The organism is Pseudomonas sp. BN607 (assembly GCF_029871175.1).
In the GTDB taxonomy this organism is placed as follows: Bacteria; Pseudomonadota; Gammaproteobacteria; order Pseudomonadales; family Pseudomonadaceae; genus Aquipseudomonas.
Genome location: NZ_SSOE01000069.1, coordinates 103,531 through 121,819, shown reverse-complemented (window position 1 = coordinate 121,819; position 18,289 = coordinate 103,531). Strand labels below are relative to the sequence as shown.

The following is an 18,289-nucleotide window of genomic DNA, read 5'->3' as shown; positions in this document are numbered from 1 at the left end:
GATGAACGACCATAACAACAGCATCAACCCGGAAACCGCCATGGCCACCACTACCATGACCATGATCCAGGCCCTGCGCTCGGCCATGGATGTCATGCTTGAGCGCGACGACAATGTAGTGGTGTACGGCCAGGACGTCGGTTACTTCGGCGGCGTGTTCCGCTGCACCGAGGGCTTGCAGAGCAAGTACGGCAAGTCCCGCGTGTTCGACGCACCCATCTCCGAAAGTGGCATCGTCGGCACCGCCGTAGGCATGGGTGCCTACGGCCTGCGCCCGGTGGTGGAAATCCAGTTCGCCGACTACTTCTACCCGGCCTCCGACCAGATCGTCTCGGAAATGGCCCGCCTGCGTTACCGTTCAGCCGGCGAATTCATCGCCCCGCTGACCCTGCGCATGCCCTGCGGCGGCGGTATCTATGGCGGCCAGACCCACAGCCAGAGCCCCGAAGCGATGTTCACCCAGGTGTGCGGCCTGCGCACCGTCATGCCGTCCAACCCGTATGACGCCAAAGGCCTGCTGATTGCCTCGATCGAATGCGATGACCCGGTAATCTTCCTGGAGCCCAAACGCCTGTACAACGGCCCGTTCGATGGCCACCACGACCGCCCTGTAACACCGTGGTCGAAGCACCCGCACAGCGCCGTGCCCGACGGCTATTACACAGTACCGCTGGACAAGGCCGCCATTACCCGCCCTGGCAATGACGTGACCGTACTGACTTACGGCACCACGGTGTACGTGGCCCAGGTCGCCGCCGAAGAAAGCGGCGTCGATGCCGAGGTGATCGACCTGCGCAGCCTGTGGCCGCTAGACCTGGACACCATCGTCGAGTCGGTGAAAAAGACCGGCCGTTGCGTGGTGGTGCACGAGGCCACCCGCACTTGCGGCTTCGGTGCCGAGCTGGTGTCGCTGGTGCAGGAGCACTGCTTCCACCACCTGGAGGCGCCGATCGAGCGCGTTACCGGCTGGGACACCCCCTACCCTCACGCACAGGAATGGGCTTACTTCCCAGGCCCTTCGCGGGTAGGTGCGGCATTGAAAAAGGTCATGGAGGTCTGAATGGGCACGCACGTCATCAAGATGCCAGACATTGGCGAAGGCATCGCGCAGGTCGAGTTGGTGGAATGGTTCGTCAAGGTCGGCGACATCATCGCCGAGGACCAGGTGGTGGCCGACGTCATGACCGACAAGGCCACCGTGGAAATCCCCTCGCCGGTCAGCGGCAAGGTACTGGCCCTGGGTGGTCAGCCCGGGGAGGTGATGGCGGTCGGCAGCGAGCTGATCCGCATCGAGGTGGAAGGCAGCGGCAACCATGTGGATGTGCCTCAGGCCAAACAGGTCGAAACCCCGGCTGCCCCTGCGGCGGCCAAGCCAGAACCGCAGAAAGAGGTGAAACTGGCTGCCTGCCAGGCCCCGGCCAACCACGAGGCCGCGCCCATCGTGCCACGTCAGCCGGGCGACAAGCCGCTGGCCTCGCCTGCCGTGCGCAAGCGCGCCCTGGATGCGGGTATCGAGCTGCGCTACGTGCACGGCAGCGGCCCAGCCGGGCGCATCCTGCACGAAGACCTCGACGCCTTCATGAGCAAACCGCAAAGCAGTGCCGGCCAGGCACCGAATGGCTATGCCAAGCGCACTGACAGTGAACAGGTGCAGGTTATCGGCCTGCGCCGCAAGATCGCCCAGCGCATGCAGGACGCCAAGCGCCGCGTCGCGCACTTCAGCTACGTGGAAGAAATCGACGTCACCGCCCTGGAGGCCCTGCGCCAACAGCTCAACAGTAAGCACGGCGACAGCCGCGGCAAACTGACCTTGCTGCCATTCCTGGTGCGCGCCCTGGTCGTGGCCCTGCGGGACTTCCCCCAGATCAACGCCACCTACGACGACGAAGCGCAAATCATCACCCGCCATGGGGCGGTGCATGTCGGCATCGCCACGCAGGGCGACAACGGCCTGATGGTACCGGTGCTGCGCCATGCCGAAGCAGGCAGCCTGTGGACCAACGCCAGCGAGATTTCGCGCCTGGCCAACGCAGCGCGCAGCAACAAGGCCAGCCGCGATGAGCTGTCCGGCTCGACCATCACCCTGACCAGCCTCGGCGCGTTGGGCGGCATTGTCAGCACGCCGGTGGTCAACACCCCGGAGGTGGCGATCATCGGCGTTAACCGAATGGTTGAACGGCCCGTGGTGATCGATGGCCAGATCGTCGTGCGCAAGATGATGAACCTGTCCAGCTCGTTCGACCACCGCGTGGTCGATGGCATGGACGCCGCCCTGTTCATTCAGGCCGTGCGCGGCCTGCTCGAACAACCCGCCTGCCTGTTCGTGGAGTGAGCATGCAACAGATTATCCAGACTACCCTGCTGATCATCGGCGGCGGCCCAGGCGGCTATGTAGCAGCCATTCGCGCCGGGCAACTGGGCATTCCTACCGTACTGGTGGAAGGCCAGCCACTGGGCGGCACTTGCCTGAACATCGGCTGCATCCCCTCCAAGGCGCTGATCCACGTGGCCGAGCAATTCCACCAGGCCTCACGTTTTACCGAACCCTCGCCGCTGGGCATCAGCGTGGCGTCGCCGCGCCTGGACATCGGCCAGAGCGTCGCCTGGAAGGACGGCATTGTCGACCGCCTGACCACAGGTGTTGCAGCACTGCTGAAAAAGCACGGGGTGAAAGTAGTGCATGGCTGGGCCAAGGTACTGGATGGCAAGCAGGTCGAGGTCGATGGCCAGCGTATCCAGTGCGAGCATCTGTTGCTGGCGACCGGTTCCAGCAGTGTCGAACTGCCGATGCTGCCGCTGGGCGGGCCGGTGATTTCCTCTACCGAAGCCCTGGCACCGAAAACCCTGCCGCAACACCTGGTGGTGGTCGGCGGCGGCTATATCGGCCTGGAGCTGGGCATTGCCTACCGCAAGTTGGGTGCACAGGTCAGTGTGGTGGAAGCGCGCGAGCGCATCCTGCCGACCTACGACAGCGAGCTGACCGCGCCGGTGGCCGAGTCGCTGAAGAAGCTGGGCATCGCTTTGCACCTGGGCCACAGCGTCGAGGGCTACGAAAATGGCTGCCTGTTGGCCAGCGACGGCAAGGGTGGGCAACTGCGCCTGGAGGCCGACCAGGTGCTGGTGGCCGTGGGCCGCCGACCACGCACCAAAGGCTTCAACCTGGAATGCCTGGACCTGAAGATGAACGGCGCCGCCATTGCCATCGACGAGCGCTGTCACACCAGCATGCACAACGTCTGGGCCATCGGCGATGTCGCTGGCGAACCGATGCTGGCGCACCGGGCCATGGCCCAGGGCGAAATGGTGGCCGAGATCATCGCCGGCAAAGCCCGACGCTTCGAGCCGGCAGCGATCGCCGCCGTGTGCTTTACCGACCCGGAGGTGGTGGTGGTCGGCAAGACCCCGGAGCAGGCCAGCCAGCAAGGCCTGGACTGCATCGTCGCGCAGTTCCCGTTTGCCGCCAATGGCCGGGCCATGAGCCTGGAGTCGAAAAGCGGTTTCGTGCGGGTGGTGGCACGCCGTGACAACCACCTGATCGTTGGTTGGCAGGCAGTTGGCGTGGCGGTCTCCGAGCTGTCCACCGCCTTTGCCCAATCGCTGGAGATGGGCGCATGCCTTGAAGATGTGGCCGGTACCATCCATGCCCACCCGACACTGGGTGAGGCGGTACAGGAAGCGGCACTGCGCGCCCTGGGCCACGCCCTGCATATCTGACACTGAAGCGGCCAAGGCCGATTTGGCCCGCTGCGCCGTGAGGCGCCGCGGGTCTTTTTTCATTCAGGCCGCTCCACAATGACCGCGTACTATTCGGCTATGGCGTTCTTGCCGTTGCCCTTGGCCCGGTACAGCGCCTTGTCTGCCCGTGCCAACAGCGCAGGTTGATCCTCTCCGTCCTGCCTCTGCACCACGCCGTAGCTCATGGTCAGCCGGCACTCCCCCACCGGCTCAAGCTGCGCCATTACCTGGCGCAACCGCCCCGCTACATCCAGCGCCTCGCCCAGCCCGGTCTGCGGCAGCACGATGACAAACTCGTCACCCCCCCAACGCGCCAGCAGGTCCAGTTCGCGCAGGCAGCTACCTAGCGCTTGCACCACGCCTACCAATGCTGCATCGCCACGGGCGTGACCGTAACGGTCGTTGATAGGCTTGAAGTCGTCCATATCCATCGCGATCAGCGACAGCGGCTGGCGGAAGCGCTGCGCGCGTTCGCACTCCCGCTGCAAAACCTTCTCCAGCCGATAGCGGTTGGCAACATGGGTCAAGGCATCGCGCTCGGCCAGCTCGCGGTTTTCGTCAAGCTGCCGCTGTAACTGCTGGTTCACCCAGGACAGCTCACGGGTGCGTTCCGCCACCTGGCACTCCAGCGACTGGTTTTTCTGCTCCAGCTGCGCCACCAGGCGCTTGCCGGCGTCGATGTTGCGGTGGGCACCGAGCATGCGCGCTACCGAGCCGTCTGCATTACGGTCGATGATATGGCCGCTGTCTTCGATCCACAGGTAACTGCCATCCTGGCAACGGCACCGGTATTCGATGAGGTAACGTTCATTGCGCTGGCCAATGTAGGCCTCGAAATGCGCCATCACCCGCGGGTAGTCCTCGGGGTGAATGACACTCTCCCAAGTGAAGACGGTGTTGGCCATTGAGTGGCTGGAATAGCCAAGCATGGCGTACCAGCCGGGGTTGCGGTAGACGTAGCCGGTGTTGGCGTTCCAGTCCCAGATGCCATCACTGATCAACTCGAACAAGGTGCGCAGCTGCTGCTCACTGAAGCCGGCGGGTGCCGGCCGGGTTTCCTGATTCATCAACCCTCTCCCTGATGCCCAGCAACTGCGCGCCCACCAAGGGGCTGCCGACAATGTGTAATTAGCCGCAGGCGGCAAGATCCTGCCTCTGACGGGCAAGCATATGCCCACGGCAAGACGACCGGAATAGCTCCAGCGCCCTATTTTTGTGCAGCGCCGTCTGGCATGGCGTTTGCCGGTCTCCCTTGCCACTCACATTTCCAGGAGGATTTCATGACCATTGCCCTCAACGGTCTGGGCTGGCAGGCAGCGGTCAACCCGCAACAACAGACCACCGGCACGGACCCGGCGGCAGCCGATATGCCACAGTTCCGCCCGCCAGTGCTGGCCAACTAAAGTTCACCCTCTAGAATGATAAGTTCACGCCGGGACGCCTGGGTGGCGAACGCTTTGGCCTGCACATAAGCTGGGTCGTTGGAGCAAGCTTTGGCCTGTTCCAGACTGGCGAACTTGGTGTTCATGGACGTCATGGAAGAGCTGATCATCCTCGACCTACCAGGTTGGGATCTGAGCTCGGGCATCAAGCGGGAGATCGAGTTCTTCAAAAGCCGCGATCAAAAAGTGAGCTTGTGGTCTGAAGTCAGCCACGAGTTTCAATAAGAGAAGGAGGCTGCGCGGCATGGCTCGGTAGCTGAAGATAAACCCGCGTGCCCGCGCCCTCCTCCGATCTGATCTTCACCTGCCCGCCGGATTGTTTGGCGAAACCATAGATCATCGACAAGCCCAGGCCGCTTCCAGCGCCGACCGGTTTTGTTTCAACGCTACCCGCAAATTGACGGAGGGGCCGACGGTGCGGCGAATCAGCTCCTCCATGTCGCTGATCAGGCGGTTCACATCGGTGTGCACCGGCAACAATATAGGTCGCCGAGCCATCCGGCATGTCCACGCGCTCTTCGATCTGTATTCACAGCGAAACGCACCTGCCCAGACACGTTCGCGGTCGTCCGGGTGAATCGATGAAAACGCTTATTCGATCGCGATTCCGGTCATGCAGCGGTCGGCCGGTAGGCCGAATGAGCGCGCAAAGCGCTCGTCCGCCGTGACCTGGTCCTTAGGAATGTCCCACACCCAGGTGCCAATGATCGCACCGGCGTCGAGGGCCAGCTGCAATCATATGACAAGCCATTACGCAGTGCGCCTCACAGCCGAAAGCGCTTCATGATGCCGTTCAAGCCAATCGACAGGCTGGCCAGCTCCTGGCTCGCGGCGCTGATCTGGTCCGCACCCTCTGAGGTTTGTATTGCAAGATCTCTGATGTTCAACAGGTTGCGATCCACTTCCCGTGCCACCTGAGCCTGTTCTTCAGTGGCACTGGCCACCACCAGGTTGCGCTCGTGGATCGTGGTGGCGCCAGTGCTGATCTCGTCCAGTGCCTGCCCGGCCAACTCGGCTATTTGCAAGGTTTGCCCCACTTGCTGGCTATTGCTCTGCATCGCATCCACCACACGCGCCGTGCCGCTGCGGATGGCATTGACCATTTCCTCGATCTCCAGCGTCGAGCTCTGGGTGCGCGCCGCCAGCGCCCGGACTTCATCGGCCACCACGGCAAACCCGCGGCCCGCCTCACCCGCCCTGGCTGCCTCAATGGCGGCGTTGAGCGCCAGCAAGTTGGTTTGCCCGGCGATGGCACCAATCACATCGAGCACCTTGCCAACCTGCTGGGATTGCATCGACAGCGCTTCGATCTGCCGCGATGCCTCGTGCACATCGTCACTCATCTTGCTGATCGTGCTGATCGCCTCACCCACGCGCAGGCGCCCGCGACTGGCGGCGTCCTCCGACTGGCGGGAGATTTCCGAGGTGCTGACGGTGTTGCGCGCCACTTCTTCGACCGCGACACTCATTTCAGTCACGGCGGTGGCTGCCTGCTGAATCTCATCGCTCTGCCGGGTAAGGTCGCGGGAAGCCTGCTGGGTAATCGCCGACATCTCTTCGCTGGCCGCAGCCAACTGGTCAGAGGAATCGCCGATCAGCCGCAAAGCATCCCTGAGGCTGGCCTGCATGGCAGCCAACGCATGCATCAACTGGGTGGCCTCGTCTGCGCCGCTGGCGTGCACGGGGTGGGAAAGGTCGCCGCCTGCAATGTTCTGGGCCACGCCGATGGCTTCGCGCAGCGGGCTGACGATGCTGCGGGTCAACAGCCAGGCAAGGGCAATGGTCAGCACCAGCACCAGGCCGATGACGCCGAAGGTCAGGTACAGGGCGCGCTGGTAATCGTCGCGGGCCTTGGCCGTGTACTGTTCGGCGGTTTCGCTGCTGAGCTTGACCAGGTTGTCGTAGAGTTCGCCGATACGGTTGGAGATGTCCTGCATGGCGCCGCTGAGCATGGCCTGCATCTGTGGCACCTGATTCTGCTCGGACAACCTTTTGTATTGGTCGAGCAGCACGTGGTACTGCCCGATCAGCTGCTGCATTTCGGCAAACACCGGCTGGCCTGCCGCCGGCATCACTGCGCCATAGCCTTTGACGCCGTTGTCCAGCAAGCCTTTGAGCACCTCCAGACGCGCCAGGGTCGGGGCCAGCTGCGCAGGCTCGCGGGCAATGGCCATGCGCAAGGTGATGACCCGCAAACCCAGCATGTGGCTGCGGACCTCGCCCAGATAACGCGTGCCGACATTGGTCACCTGCTCGGTGTACACCACGGCTTCGCGCATGCTGGAGATCTTGTCGATGGAAAACAGCCCGAGCACCACCACAAGGGCGGCGATCAGGCTGAAACTCAGGTAAGAGCGGGTGGCGATGTTGAAGTGGCGCAGAGACATGGCGTCGCATCCGAGTGGCAGTGGAATGTACTGCCCATTACGTTCGGCATGGCTCGCAGAAGGTTGAGTGCCCGAATGCGCTTAGTGATCGATAATCGAACACTACTCAAAAGTGCGCCTTGAGCAACACACTCAGCGCATTCTGATCGGTCGGGAATCCGTGGCTGTCCTCGATCCCATACTTGTCCGACCAGTAATCCCACTCGACCCCCGCGTAAAACCGCTTCGGGGTGTGCCCCAACGCCTTGCCCACGTCGTATTTGACCTGCGGATTGAAGTGAAAACTCTTCGCCACATAGTCCGACGTGCCCTTGCGCCCAACGTCATTCACATACCACTCCAGGTAACCGTCGAAGAGAATGTCCGACCTTCCCAACGGCAGGGTCATCGCCCAGGTCGGGTTGATCTGCCATTGCCCTGATGCCTTGCCGGTGATGCCATCGGGCTTGCGGTAGTAGGTGTTGAGCGAAAAGCGGTCGAAGCCCGGGATCAGCAGGTCCACGGCAGGCCCCAGCAGGTATTTGCGGTTGCGCCCCTCACCGCGCTCGTAGGTGGCGGCGACCAGCACATCCTTGACGATGCCATAGCGCAAGTTCTGCCCGCTGACCTTGCCCAGGGACAAGCGCGGGGAGAATTCACCGTAGTAGGTGTAGCCGTCGTTGCCGGACAACCCGTTCGACCATTTGTTGTCGACGAACAGGAACACGTCGCCCCAGGTCCAGCCGCTGGCATGCTCGAAGGTGATGGTCTGCTGAATGTCGTTGCCGGTGCCGTCGACTTTGTAGTTATGGCCATACAGGTAGCTGAGGCTGTTGTCGCTCCACATCAACGGGCCGGCGTGCGCGCCGGCGCTGGCCAGGGCGCAGAGTGGCAGGAAGCTGTGGCATAGCCAGGCGAGGGGGTCGAGTTTCATGTGCATCCCTTGGGTCGAGGTCGGTGAGGTTCACCGGCAAGGGACGCAGCGGACGGACCTCTCCTCTGGCCACGGTGCAAACAGTGGCGCCACCCCTGCCGGGTGTGCGGCGCGAGGCCGCCAGAGCAATGTCCCATGCCATTTCAGGCACTGACCGCTTCTACTCGGCTTAGCCTTAGCAGGGCGCGTGCCAAGTGATCGAATACAGTCTGCTGCCGTTATTGTGGCCAATATGATTACTGGATGAATACCAATAAACAGCCATATTGCGCACTTTAATAGCGCTGGCTATTGCTCCCTTGCACCTTCTCGGTTCACGACCTGCCCCCGCCATACGCACGCAGGCGCAGCGTAGGCGGCACTGAGAAATTGGCACGCTTCTGGCTTTGTCTACCCTCGAGTAGAAGCGGTCAGTGCCTGAAATGGCATGGGGCATTGCTCTTGCGCCTCCTATGGGGCGTACATCCGAGCGGATGTTTGCGCGCGGCCTGATGGCCCTGGGCAAGAGAGAAGTGTCGGCCGTGATCGTGCGTGCAATGCGCTATCTCTTGTGCCCCGTTCTTCCCGCTCGGTCCTGTTGCTGGCGTGCTCATGAGCACCCCGGCAGATTTCGAATCGAGGTGGAGAACAATCATGAAAAACCGCTTTGCTTTGACTCACCCGCTTCGCTCGCTGTTGGCAGCGGCGGTGCTCCCGGCAATGGTCGGCAGTGCCCCTCTGGCGATGGCCAACGACAAGGTCGTGTTGCTCACCTCCTGGTACGCACAGGCCGAACAAGGCGGCTTCTACCAGGCCGTGGCCGACGGGTTGTACGCGCAGGAAGGCCTGGATGTCACCATCCGCATGGGCGGCCCGCAGGTCAATGGCATGCAACTGCTGGTGAGCAAGCAGGCCGACTTCATCGTCAACTACGACCTGCAGGTCCTCAAGAGCGTAGAGCAAGGGCTGCCGGTGGTGGCGGTGGCCGCACCGTTCCAGGGTGACCCACAGGGCTTGATGACCCACGCCGACGTCGCCGCCCTGGACGGCCTGAAAAACAAGCAAGTGCTGGTGTCCACTTCCGGCCAGCAAACCTGGTGGCCTTGGCTCAAGGGCAAGTACCAGCTCGACGACAACCAGGCGCGGCCCTACACCTTCAACCTGCAGCCGTTTCTGGCAGGCGCCGACACCACCCAGCAGGCCTACGCCAGTTCGGAGCTGTTCCAAGCCATCAAGGCAGGCCAGAAACCCAATTTCTTCCTGTTCGCCGATGCCGGTTACCCGCCCTACGGCTCTACGCTGGTTACCCGCCAGGACGTCATCGAGCAGCATCCGGAACGCGTCGCAGGGTTTGTCCGCGCCTCGCTCCAAGGCTGGAAGCGCTACCTGGAAAACCCTGCTGCAGGCAACGCGCTGATCAAGCGCGACAACCCCAACATGAGCGATGAGCTGCTGGCCTGGGGCGTCTCGACCCTCAAGCAATACCAGCTGGTGACCGGTGGCGAGGCAGCCACCCAGGGCATCGGCACGATGAACGACGCCCGCTGGCAAGCCACGCGCGACTTCATGGTCGAGGCCGGCCTGCTGGGCGCCGCCGCCCCTTGGCAGAAGGCCTATACCACCCGCTTCGTGCAAGGCCTCAAGGTGCTGCCCGGCAACGTCCAGGCCGCCAGCCGCTGAACCCCATAAAAGCATTGAACGCCGTGAGGAAACTGGATCATGTTGGTCACCAAACAACCTGTGTTGCGCCGCTTCTGGTACGCCCTGCTGCCTATGACCGCCCTGGACGACGGGCCAAAACCATTCACCTTGCTCGGTGAAGCCCTGGTGCTGTGGAAGCGCCCCGATGGCACTCCGGTAGCGATGCGCGACCGTTGCTGCCACCGCACCGCCAAACTGTCCAAAGGCTTTGTCAGCGAAGACGGCAACATTGCCTGCGGCTACCACGGCTGGGAATACGACGGCAGCGGCACCTGCGTGAAGATTCCGCAGAACCCCACCGGTGCCATTCCGCCCCGCGCGGCAGTCAAGGCCTATCACTGCCAGGAAAAATACGGCTATGCCTGGGTCGCCCTGGACGATCCGCTGCAGCCGATTCCCGAGTTCCCCGAAGACGGCGCACCCGGCTACCGGCGTATCTTCCAGTTCTATGAGGAGTGGAAAACCAGCCCCCTGCGGGTCATGGAAAACGCCTTCGACAACTCGCATTTTTCCTTTGTGCACAAGGCCAACTTCGGCCTGTTCGACCAGCCGCAACCGGCCCGCTACGAATTTCGCGAAACCGATTACGGCTTCGAGGCGGAAACCCGCGTGCCAGTGCGCAACCCCGAAGAAAGCTTCGCCATCACCGGTACCCGTGCGCCGATCACCGAGCGCCACCTGGTCAACCGCTATTACCTGCCGTTCTCCCGGCGTTTTGGCTGCATGTACCCGGACAGCGGCATCCACCACATCATCTACAACTGCGCCACGCCGATCGATGACGGCCGGCTGATGCTGGTGCAGTGGCTGTACCGCAACGACAGCGAAGCACAGTGCTCGACCCAGGCGCTGATCGACTGGGACGCCGCGATCACCGCCGAAGACCGCGACATCCTCGAGGCCACCGACCCGGACGCCTGCGTCGATACCCGCCGGCGCGTCGAGCTGCACATGCCTTCGGACAAGCCCGGCCTGGTGATCCGCCGGCAACTGCAGGGCCTGCTCGAAGCCCATGGCGAAAGCGAAGTGTTCGCCAGCCACTGACCGCCTGTTCAGCGCCCCGGTGCGCCGGGGCATACGCAACCGCTCATTGCCCGTGGGGAGAGCGCCATGTTGATGCAGACCCTGTCCAAAGCCAGCGCCCAGTTGCAACTACCACCCAATACCGACGCCGTGGGTGCCGATACGCCGCTGTTCGCCAACCAGGTCGAAAAAACCTACGGCAACGGCACTCATGCCCTGAGCCGCGTCAAGCTGGCGATCCAGCGCGGAGAATTCGTGTCGTTGCTGGGCCCTTCGGGCTGCGGCAAAAGCACCTTGCTGAAGATGTTCGCCGGCCTCGAACAGCCCAGCGCCGGCCACGTACGCTGGTGGGGCAAGGATGCCCCCGGCGGTCACCCTCGCGCGGCCAGCGTTGGTCGAAACCTCGCGATGGTGTTCCAGGAAGCCACATTGATGCCGTGGGCCAGGGTGCAGGACAACGTGCGCCTGCCGCTGGACCTGGCGGGTGTGCCCAAACCCCACAGCCAGGCCAAGGTACAGGCCGCACTGGAGCAGGTAGGCCTGGGCGCGTTCGGCAATGTTTACCCGCGTGAATTGTCTGGCGGCATGCAGATGCGTGCGTCGATTGCCCGGGCATTGGCCACCGAGCCAAACCTGCTGCTGATGGACGAACCGTTTGGCGCGCTCGACGAGTTCACCCGCAACAAGCTCGACAGCGACCTGCGCCAGCTTTGGGCCGAGCGTGACCTGACGGTGGTGTTCGTCACCCACAGCATTTTCGAGGCGGTGTATCTCTCGTCGCGGGTCGTGGTGATGGGGGCTCGCCCCGGGCGGGTGATCGCCGATGTCGCCATCGACGGCCCACAGGTACGCGACGAGGCCTACCGCACCTCCCCGGCGTTCATCGCGCAATGCGCTTACCTGTCCCAGCTGCTGGCCCAGGCCAACGGCGAACCGGCTTGAGGGCCCCTGAATGAGCCAAACCCCTGCTCCCTGGTTACGTAACCCCGCCGTGCTGCGCATCGTCTCGCCACTGCTTGTCGGCACCTTGCTGCTGGGCCTGTGGCAGCTGGCCTGCATCGCCTGGCAGGTACCGGTGTACCTGGTGCCATCCCCTGCAGACATCGGCCGCACGCTGATCATCGACGGCCCGATGCTGCTCGGGGCACTGTGGATGACCCTGAAAATCACCTTCCTGTCGTTCACCCTTGCGGTCGTCATCGGCACCCTGGCTGCGTTCGTGTTCGTGCAAAGCCGGGTGATCGAAGCCAGCCTGTTCCCCTACGCGATACTGCTGCAGGTGACGCCGGTGGTGGCGATCGCCCCGCTGATCATCATCTGGTGCAGCGACACTACCGTGGCGCTGGTGATCTGCGCCACGTTGGTCGCGGTGTTCCCGATCATCGCCAACACGGTACTGGGCCTGCGCAGCGTCAACCCTGGGCTTGTCAACCTGTTCCGCCTCAACCGCGCCAGCCGCTGGCAGGTGCTGCTGCGCCTGCGCATCCCCAGTGCCTTGCCGTGCTTTTTCGCCGGCCTGCGGATTGCCAGCGGGCTGGCGTTGATCGGCGCCGTGGTGGCGGAGTTCGTGGCTGGCACCGGTGGGACCGGTGCGGGGCTTGCGTACCAGATTCTGCAAGCGGGCTTTCAACTCAACATTCCGCGGCTGTTCGCCGCCCTGGTGCTGATCGCCCTCACCGGCGTCGCGCTGTTCAGCCTGATGGCCCTGCTGGCACGCCTGAGCCTGCGCCACTGGCACGAAAGTGAACTGGGCTAAGCCCCTGGAGCCGTACATGAAGCAACATGCCGACAGCTGGCTGATACGTAACGCCAGCGCCATTCTCACGGGGCTACGCGGCGCGCCAGCGCGTCATGCCGGCCCAGACATCCGCATCAGCCACGGGCGCATCGCGGCCCTCGGGGCGCTGCAACCGCTGCCAGGCGAGCGGGTGCTCGACGCCACCGATTGCGTGGTCTACCCGGGGTGGGTGAACACCCACCATCACCTGTTCCAGTCGCTGCTCAAAGGCATCCCGGCAGGTATCGACCAAAGCCTGGGGGCCTGGTTGGGTGCAGTGCCCTACCGCTACCGCAGCCTGTTCGATGAACACAGCTTCCGCCTGGCGACGCGTATCGGCCTGGTGGAACTGGCCCGCTCCGGCTGCAGCACAGTGGCCGACCACCATTACCTGTACCTGCCAGGCATGGCGTTTGACAGCGCGCAGATCCTGTTCGAGGAGGCCGAGCGGCTAGGCCTGCGCTTCGTGCTGTGCCGGGGCGGGGCAACCCAGGTGCGCCAGGCCGAAGGCACGGCAAGCGCTGGGCCGGAAACCCTGGATCAATACCTGAGTGACGTCGACCGGCTGGTGCGCACCTACCACGACCCCGCCGCCGATGCCTGGCGCCGGGTAGTGATGGCCCCCACCAGCCCGCCGTATTCGATGCCGCCCGAGCACCTGCGCGAAACCGCCAGGGCTGCGCGCAGGCTGGGTATCCGCCTGCACAGCCACCTGAGCGAAACGGTGGAGTACCAGAACGAAGTGCAGCGCCGCCACAACCTGTCGCCGGTGGCATTTTGCGCGGAGCACGAGTGGCTCGGCGCCGACGTGTGGTTCGCCCACCTGGTCAAGCTCAGCCACGAGGAAATCCAGCTGTTGGGCGCTACCGGCACTGGCGTTGCTCATTGCCCGCAGAGCAACGGCCGGCTAGGCAGTGGCATCGCTGACATCGTCGCCATGGAAGCGGCAGGTATGCCGATTTCGATCGGCGTAGACGGTGCCGCCTCCAACGAAGCCTGCGACATGATCAGCGAAACCCACGCCGCCTGGCTGATGCAGCGGGCCAAAGCTGGCGAGCGGGCCTTGCCAGCCTACGCCGGCGGCCAGCAGGAGGGCGGCGCGCATGTTGCCTGCGTGGAAGACGTGGTGCGCTGGGGCACTGCCGGTGGCGCGCAGGTGCTGGGGCTGGATGCACTGGGCACGCTGGAGGTGGGCAAGGCAGCGGACCTGGCGCTGTATCGGCTGGACCAGCCGTGCTACTTCGGCCTGCATGACGTAGGCATTGCGCCGGTGGTGGGCGGTGGCCGGCCGACATTGCGCGCATTGCTGGTAGGCGGGCGCCTGAGCGTGGAGAACGACGCGATTCCTGGTCTGGACCTGGCAGAACTGGGCAGCCAGGCGCGCGAGGCCGTGGTGCGGCTGCAACGGGCGGTGGGGGTGCGGGCGTGAGGTGGACAGTCGCTATTTCCAGAAGCTGGAAGGTGCCTAGGAAACCAGGGGCGATTCAGAGAGAGATTCAGCACCGGCGCAGGTCGGGAATTCGATCTGGGAGCTCATGTTATTCGGTTCTCATCTAGCCATTGCCGTAGTTGATACGCCTGTGGGAAGCCCCGGCGAGCTAACAAATGCACCCATCGTGCACCCGTAGAGAAATAGGGAATGATCGAGAAAGCGTGAAGGTGCGGAAGGTGCGGAAGGTGCGGAAATTATGGCGTCCCAGGGCAGGTTCGAACTGCCAACCTTCCCCTTAGGAGGGGGATGCTCTATCCAATTGAGCTACTGAGACGCAAGCACCTGCAGCGAGCGCTGCGAAGCGGGACGGCAAGCATGTTAACCAGCCCATTGCCGTTTGTCATGTCTGCGCCGGGCTTTTTCGCGTAATCCTTTTCTGCCACTGCTATGCCGCAGGCAAAACGCCCTGTTCGCGCAGCAATCTGAACAACCCCGAGACTGCATTATCCAGTGTGCTGGAGTTGTCGAGCACATGCACGGACGGGTCGGCCGCAGCCTGCAAGCGTGCGCTACGAGCCAAGCGCTGCTCCACTTCTTCTGCGCTTTCGCGACCACGCGCCAGCAACCGCTGGCGCAGTATCTCGGGTTGGACCTCGACCAACACTGCCAGCAGGTCCGGATAGCGCCGGCGCGCCTCTGCCAGATAGGCCCGCGAGCCATTCACCAGCACTGCCCTGCCTGACCCCAGCCACTGGTCGACCTGCTGTGGAATGCCATAGTCCAGGCCGTTGGCGTGCCAGTGCATGGCAAACGCACCCTGTGCAAGCAGGATCTGAAACTGTTCGGCAGAGACGCCATGCGCATCTTCGCCCCTGGCTTCGGCTGAACGAGTGATGACGCGGCGGGCAATGACCACCCCGGCCGCCGTCAGCCGCTCACGTGAAGCTTCGATCAGGGAATCTTTCCCCGAACCCGACGGTCCTATCAGAAATACCAGCCGCCCTGTCCCTGATCGGCGGTTGCTTGCGTCATGTTGCATAGCCACTATGCTCTATGGAGGGAAACCGGTGCATTTTAGGGGTTTTCCAACCCTTTTGCTGCGTTTTACCAGTTTTTGACGGCAAAAGTCTGACAGTTAGGTAAGCCGGACCATGTAAAACTTTTCAAACCAGTACTCATTTCTGATAATTGGTACTGGCATAAAGCCTTTATCCGGCTCACTATTTGTCACAGAATTGACGCCAAGGAAACGGCGACCATGAGGCAAGATGAACATCCATTTTTCACTGACGGTTGAACATTTTGTCGTCGCCACGGTCGTACTTCCACCCCGTGCGGCCAATTTGAGAACCGCTTCCCCTGAACCAAAATCCGGTCAATTTATATGCGCCCAATGAAACAGGCTATTTATTCGAGCCGCACCGCTGACAAGTTTGTCGTCCGCCTGCCAGACGGGATGCGTGAGCGCATTGCCGAGGTAGCGCGCAACCATCACCGCAGCATGAACTCCGAGATCATCGCACGCCTGGAGCAGAGCCTTATCCAGGAAGGGGCGCTGGGTGACGAGCTGAGCATGCGCCTGGACAGCCCTGAGCTGTCCCTGCATGAGCGCGAGCTGCTGCAACGCTTCCGCCAGCTTTCCCACCGCCAGCAGAACGCCCTGGTCGCCCTCATCGCTCACGATGTGGAAATGGCCGCCGACGCTTCCTGAAGGTTGCAGCGGACGCAAAAAAGCCAGCGCAAGCTGGCTTTTTTTATGGGAGGCCGGTTGCTGCAGCTACTGCACCAAGGCACGCCCTTGATGCAGTGCAAACGCCTTGCAACGGCGACAAACAGGCTACAGCAGGAACAACGTAGCCAGGCCCAGGAAGATGAAGAAACCGCCGCTGTCAGTCACAGCGGTGATCATCACACTCGCCCCCATCGCCGGATCGCGCCCCAGACGGGCCAGGGTCATCGGGATAAGCACACCCATCAGCGCCGCCAGCAACAGATTCAGGGTCATCGCGGCAGTCATCACCACCCCCAGTGACCAGCTGCCGTATAGCCAGAACGCCACCGCACCAATCACCCCACCCCATACCAGGCCATTGATCAGCGAAACCGCCAACTCCTTGCGCATCAGGCGGCTGGTGTTGCCCGGCGACACCTGGTCAAGCGCCATGGCACGGACGATCATGGTGATGGTCTGGTTACCCGAGTTACCACCAATACCGGCAACGATCGGCATCAATGCAGCCAAAGCCACCAGCTTTTCAATCGAGCCCTCGAACACACCGATCACCCGCGAAGCCAAAAAGGCGGTAATCAGGTTGATCGCAAGCCAAGCCCAACGGTTGCGGAACGAGCGCCAGACCGAAGCGAAGATGTCTTCTTCCTCGCGCAGACCGGCCATGTTGAGGACTTCGCTTTCGCTTTCCTCACGAATCAGGTCGACCATTTCGTCAATGGTCAAACGGCCAATCAGGCGCTCGCCCTTGTCGACTACAGGGGCAGAGACCAGGTCGTAACGTTCAAAGGCTTGGGCTGCATCGTAGGCATCTTCCTCGGGCTGGAAGGACACGGGGTCAGTTGCCATGACCTCCGCTACCTTCTTCTCCGGGTCGTTGACCAGCAGGCGCTTGATCGGCAACACCCCCTTGAGGATGCCGTCGTAATCAACCACGAACAGTTTGTCGGTGTGGTTGGGCAACTCTTTCAGGCGGCGCAGATAGCGCAATACCACTTCCAGGCTCACGTCTTCGCGGATGGTAACCATCTCGAAGTCCATCAGCGCACCGACCTGCTCCTCGTCGTAGCTCAGCGCCGAACGCACACGTTCGCGTTGCTGGGCATCGAGGGTTTCCATCAGCTCGTGAACAACATCACGCGGCAGCTCAGGGGCCAGGTCGGCCAGCTCGTCGGCGTCCATTTCCTTGGCGGCAGCCAACAGCTCGTGATCGTCCATGTCGGCGATCAGCGATTGGCGAACCGAGTCGGACACTTCGAGCAAGATGTCGCCATCGCGATCCGAGCGCACCAGCTGCCAGACCGTCAGGCGATCTTCCAGAGGCAAGGCTTCGAGGATATAGGCGATGTCGGCAGGGTGCAGGTCATCAAGCTTGCGCTGCAGCTCGACGAGGTTCTGGCGGTGGACCAGATTTTCCACCAGGTCGTTGTGCGCGCCTTCCTGACGATGGGTAAGGTCTTCGACCACGCGCTGGCGCTGCAGCAGTTCGATCACCTGGGCCAGGCGATCCTGCAGGCTGTCTTGCGCTTTCTTTACTTCTACTTCAGTCATAGGCGAACTCCACTCCCAGCAGCGGAGCACGCCGGGAGAATCAATCGGTCAGATCTTTCTGTACGAATCTTGTTAGCGAGTAACTACTGGGTAAGTCCATGGTGGTTTTCCACAAGCCCCGGCGGGGCTGACGGGCGCAATCATACACTGCTAAAGCTGTCAGATCGCTTAAATTTTTGGCCAGAACAATCGTTTGCGCGATAAAGCTGGGACAACGCGTGAAGCTATCAGTGCGACGGTTGTTGTGGAGGGGAAAGCACATTTAATTTCGGGATGTGTGGCGCCATGGCGAATTCAGGGCTGCTGCGCGCCCAAGCTACGCCACACTTATTACAGGAGAGCTTAGATCGATACGGCCAACAATTCTGTGGCGCAGAAAAACAAAAAGCCCGCTCAATCGAGCGGGCTTCTTGATGGGGTATGGCGGACTCAGCAGGATTCGAACCTGCGACCGCTCGGTTCGTAGCCGAGTACTCTATCCAGCTGAGCTATGAGTCCGTGATGGTAGTTTTAGACCAGGTTACCACTGGTTGACTGAAATGGCTTTGCAAGCAGAACCACTTCAAGAAAGTGGCGGACTCAGCAGGATTCGAACCTGCGACCGCTCGGTTCGTAGCCGA

At 62.4% G+C, this 18,289-nt stretch carries 18 protein-coding genes and 2 tRNA genes; 11 read left to right on the top strand and 9 right to left on the bottom strand.

Features of this window, described 5'->3' with window-relative positions:
* Nucleotide 1: 1 nt before the first annotated feature.
* The 3 genes from E8E68_RS26465 to lpdA are packed head-to-tail and all read left to right on the top strand — an operon-like array spanning nucleotide 2 to nucleotide 3,714.
* Entirely contained in the window at nucleotides 2-1,060 is a 1,059-nt protein-coding gene (locus E8E68_RS26465; protein ID WP_266028879.1) for an alpha-ketoacid dehydrogenase subunit beta, read from the top strand.
* Nucleotides 1,061-2,332: a dihydrolipoamide acetyltransferase family protein gene (locus tag E8E68_RS26460; RefSeq protein ID WP_280346220.1), complete on the top strand. Its 1,272-nt coding sequence runs from the start codon at nucleotides 1,061-1,063 to the stop codon at nucleotides 2,330-2,332.
* A 2-nt stretch (nucleotides 2,333-2,334) separates the two neighbouring features.
* Nucleotides 2,335-3,714: a dihydrolipoyl dehydrogenase gene (gene lpdA, locus E8E68_RS26455; protein WP_280346218.1), complete on the top strand. Its 1,380-nt coding sequence runs from the start codon at nucleotides 2,335-2,337 to the stop codon at nucleotides 3,712-3,714.
* Between the two features lie 89 nt (nucleotides 3,715-3,803).
* Here lpdA and E8E68_RS26450 read toward each other — a convergent pair whose 3' ends face one another.
* On the bottom strand, nucleotides 3,804-4,802 hold the full coding sequence (locus E8E68_RS26450; protein ID WP_266028877.1) for a sensor domain-containing diguanylate cyclase: 999 nt from the start codon (nucleotides 4,800-4,802) through the stop codon (nucleotides 3,804-3,806).
* 213 nt (nucleotides 4,803-5,015) lie between these two features.
* On the opposite strand from E8E68_RS26450, the gene E8E68_RS26445 reads away from it, so the two are divergent.
* Both E8E68_RS26445 and E8E68_RS26440 read left to right on the top strand, forming a co-directional pair.
* Nucleotides 5,016-5,138 (top strand): hypothetical protein, encoded by a 123-nt coding sequence (locus E8E68_RS26445; protein ID WP_280346216.1) that lies wholly within the window; start codon nucleotides 5,016-5,018, stop codon nucleotides 5,136-5,138.
* Nucleotides 5,139-5,261: 123 nt separating this feature from the next.
* Nucleotides 5,262-5,402 carry a DUF1937 family protein gene (locus E8E68_RS26440; RefSeq protein WP_280346214.1) on the top strand — a complete coding sequence of 47 codons (141 nt, stop codon included), beginning with the start codon at nucleotides 5,262-5,264 and terminating at the stop codon, nucleotides 5,400-5,402.
* Here E8E68_RS26440 and E8E68_RS26435 read toward each other — a convergent pair.
* From E8E68_RS26435 to E8E68_RS26420, 4 genes are all read right to left on the bottom strand, one after another.
* Complete coding sequence (locus E8E68_RS26435) at nucleotides 5,383-5,517, bottom strand: hypothetical protein (protein WP_348530109.1); 135 nt, start codon at nucleotides 5,515-5,517, stop codon at nucleotides 5,383-5,385. The genes E8E68_RS26440 and E8E68_RS26435 overlap by 20 nt on opposite strands.
* The gene (locus E8E68_RS26430) at nucleotides 5,514-5,636 is read right to left on the bottom strand and encodes a hypothetical protein (RefSeq protein WP_280346293.1); all 123 of its coding nucleotides are present in this window, start codon (nucleotides 5,634-5,636) and stop codon (nucleotides 5,514-5,516) included. Before E8E68_RS26430 ends, E8E68_RS26435 begins: the two co-directional genes overlap by 4 nt.
* 305 nt (nucleotides 5,637-5,941) lie before the next feature.
* The gene (locus tag E8E68_RS26425; RefSeq protein WP_266028864.1) at nucleotides 5,942-7,564 is read right to left on the bottom strand and encodes a methyl-accepting chemotaxis protein; all 1,623 of its coding nucleotides are present in this window, start codon (nucleotides 7,562-7,564) and stop codon (nucleotides 5,942-5,944) included.
* Between the two features lie 106 nt (nucleotides 7,565-7,670).
* Nucleotides 7,671-8,477, bottom strand: coding sequence for a hypothetical protein (locus tag E8E68_RS26420; RefSeq protein ID WP_280346212.1), 807 nt, complete (start codon nucleotides 8,475-8,477; stop codon nucleotides 7,671-7,673).
* Nucleotides 8,478-9,110: 633 nt separating this feature from the next.
* Between E8E68_RS26420 and E8E68_RS26415 the strand changes: the two genes are divergently transcribed.
* From E8E68_RS26415 to E8E68_RS26395, 5 genes are all read left to right on the top strand, one after another.
* Nucleotides 9,111-10,136, top strand: a complete 1,026-nt coding sequence (locus tag E8E68_RS26415; RefSeq protein ID WP_280346210.1) for an ABC transporter substrate-binding protein — start codon at nucleotides 9,111-9,113, stop codon at nucleotides 10,134-10,136.
* A 39-nt stretch (nucleotides 10,137-10,175) separates the two neighbouring features.
* Nucleotides 10,176-11,201, top strand: a complete 1,026-nt coding sequence (locus E8E68_RS26410; protein ID WP_266028861.1) for an aromatic ring-hydroxylating dioxygenase subunit alpha — start codon at nucleotides 10,176-10,178, stop codon at nucleotides 11,199-11,201.
* A gap of 66 nt (nucleotides 11,202-11,267) precedes the next feature.
* Entirely contained in the window at nucleotides 11,268-12,122 is an 855-nt protein-coding gene (locus E8E68_RS26405; protein ID WP_280346207.1) for an ABC transporter ATP-binding protein, read from the top strand.
* An 85-nt stretch (nucleotides 12,123-12,207) separates the two neighbouring features.
* Complete coding sequence (locus E8E68_RS26400) at nucleotides 12,208-12,936, top strand: ABC transporter permease (protein ID WP_323054370.1); 729 nt, start codon at nucleotides 12,208-12,210, stop codon at nucleotides 12,934-12,936.
* 16 nt (nucleotides 12,937-12,952) lie between these two features.
* Entirely contained in the window at nucleotides 12,953-14,386 is a 1,434-nt protein-coding gene (locus tag E8E68_RS26395) for an amidohydrolase family protein (RefSeq protein ID WP_280346203.1), read from the top strand.
* A gap of 260 nt (nucleotides 14,387-14,646) precedes the next feature.
* Here E8E68_RS26395 and E8E68_RS26390 read toward each other — a convergent pair.
* Together E8E68_RS26390 and phnN are read right to left on the bottom strand one after the other, a co-directional pair.
* Nucleotides 14,647-14,723 (bottom strand) — tRNA-Arg (locus E8E68_RS26390).
* Between the two features lie 111 nt (nucleotides 14,724-14,834).
* Nucleotides 14,835-15,428, bottom strand: coding sequence for a phosphonate metabolism protein/1,5-bisphosphokinase (PRPP-forming) PhnN (gene phnN / locus E8E68_RS26385; protein ID WP_266028857.1), 594 nt, complete (start codon nucleotides 15,426-15,428; stop codon nucleotides 14,835-14,837).
* A 345-nt stretch (nucleotides 15,429-15,773) separates the two neighbouring features.
* Here phnN and E8E68_RS26380 point away from each other — a divergent pair, with 345 nt between their 5' ends.
* Entirely contained in the window at nucleotides 15,774-16,100 is a 327-nt protein-coding gene (locus E8E68_RS26380; protein WP_003254499.1) for an Arc family DNA-binding protein, read from the top strand.
* A 126-nt stretch (nucleotides 16,101-16,226) separates the two neighbouring features.
* Here the strand turns inward: E8E68_RS26380 and mgtE are convergent, their stop codons facing one another.
* A complete protein-coding gene (gene mgtE / locus E8E68_RS26375; RefSeq protein WP_110743646.1) occupies nucleotides 16,227-17,669 on the bottom strand; it encodes a magnesium transporter in 1,443 nt (480 codons plus the stop codon).
* 421 nt (nucleotides 17,670-18,090) lie between these two features.
* A tRNA-Arg gene (locus E8E68_RS26370) sits at nucleotides 18,091-18,167 on the bottom strand.
* Between the last annotated feature and the right edge of the window lie 122 nt (nucleotides 18,168-18,289).

Excerpts from the sequence above, each read along its gene's own strand:
- E8E68_RS26415 (WP_280346210.1), top strand. The coding sequence starts at position 9,111 with ATGAAAAACCGCTTTGCTTTGACTCACCCGCTTCGCTCGCTGTTGGCA.
- E8E68_RS26380 (WP_003254499.1), top strand. The coding sequence starts at position 15,774 with ATGCGCCCAATGAAACAGGCTATTTATTCGAGCCGCACCGCTGACAAG.
- mgtE (WP_110743646.1), bottom strand. The coding sequence starts at position 17,669 with ATGACTGAAGTAGAAGTAAAGAAAGCGCAAGACAGCCTGCAGGATCGC.
- E8E68_RS26460 (WP_280346220.1), top strand. The coding sequence starts at position 1,061 with ATGGGCACGCACGTCATCAAGATGCCAGACATTGGCGAAGGCATCGCG.
- E8E68_RS26440 (WP_280346214.1), top strand. The coding sequence starts at position 5,262 with ATGGACGTCATGGAAGAGCTGATCATCCTCGACCTACCAGGTTGGGAT.
- E8E68_RS26395 (WP_280346203.1), top strand. The coding sequence starts at position 12,953 with ATGAAGCAACATGCCGACAGCTGGCTGATACGTAACGCCAGCGCCATT.
- E8E68_RS26410 (WP_266028861.1), top strand. The coding sequence starts at position 10,176 with ATGTTGGTCACCAAACAACCTGTGTTGCGCCGCTTCTGGTACGCCCTG.
- E8E68_RS26465 (WP_266028879.1), top strand. The coding sequence starts at position 2 with ATGAACGACCATAACAACAGCATCAACCCGGAAACCGCCATGGCCACC.
- E8E68_RS26450 (WP_266028877.1), bottom strand. The coding sequence starts at position 4,802 with ATGAATCAGGAAACCCGGCCGGCACCCGCCGGCTTCAGTGAGCAGCAG.
- E8E68_RS26435 (WP_348530109.1), bottom strand. The coding sequence starts at position 5,517 with ATGATCTATGGTTTCGCCAAACAATCCGGCGGGCAGGTGAAGATCAGA.
- E8E68_RS26405 (WP_280346207.1), top strand. The coding sequence starts at position 11,268 with ATGTTGATGCAGACCCTGTCCAAAGCCAGCGCCCAGTTGCAACTACCA.
- phnN (WP_266028857.1), bottom strand. The coding sequence starts at position 15,428 with ATGCAACATGACGCAAGCAACCGCCGATCAGGGACAGGGCGGCTGGTA.
- lpdA (WP_280346218.1), top strand. The coding sequence starts at position 2,335 with ATGCAACAGATTATCCAGACTACCCTGCTGATCATCGGCGGCGGCCCA.
- E8E68_RS26445 (WP_280346216.1), top strand. The coding sequence starts at position 5,016 with ATGACCATTGCCCTCAACGGTCTGGGCTGGCAGGCAGCGGTCAACCCG.
- E8E68_RS26420 (WP_280346212.1), bottom strand. The coding sequence starts at position 8,477 with ATGAAACTCGACCCCCTCGCCTGGCTATGCCACAGCTTCCTGCCACTC.
- E8E68_RS26425 (WP_266028864.1), bottom strand. The coding sequence starts at position 7,564 with ATGTCTCTGCGCCACTTCAACATCGCCACCCGCTCTTACCTGAGTTTC.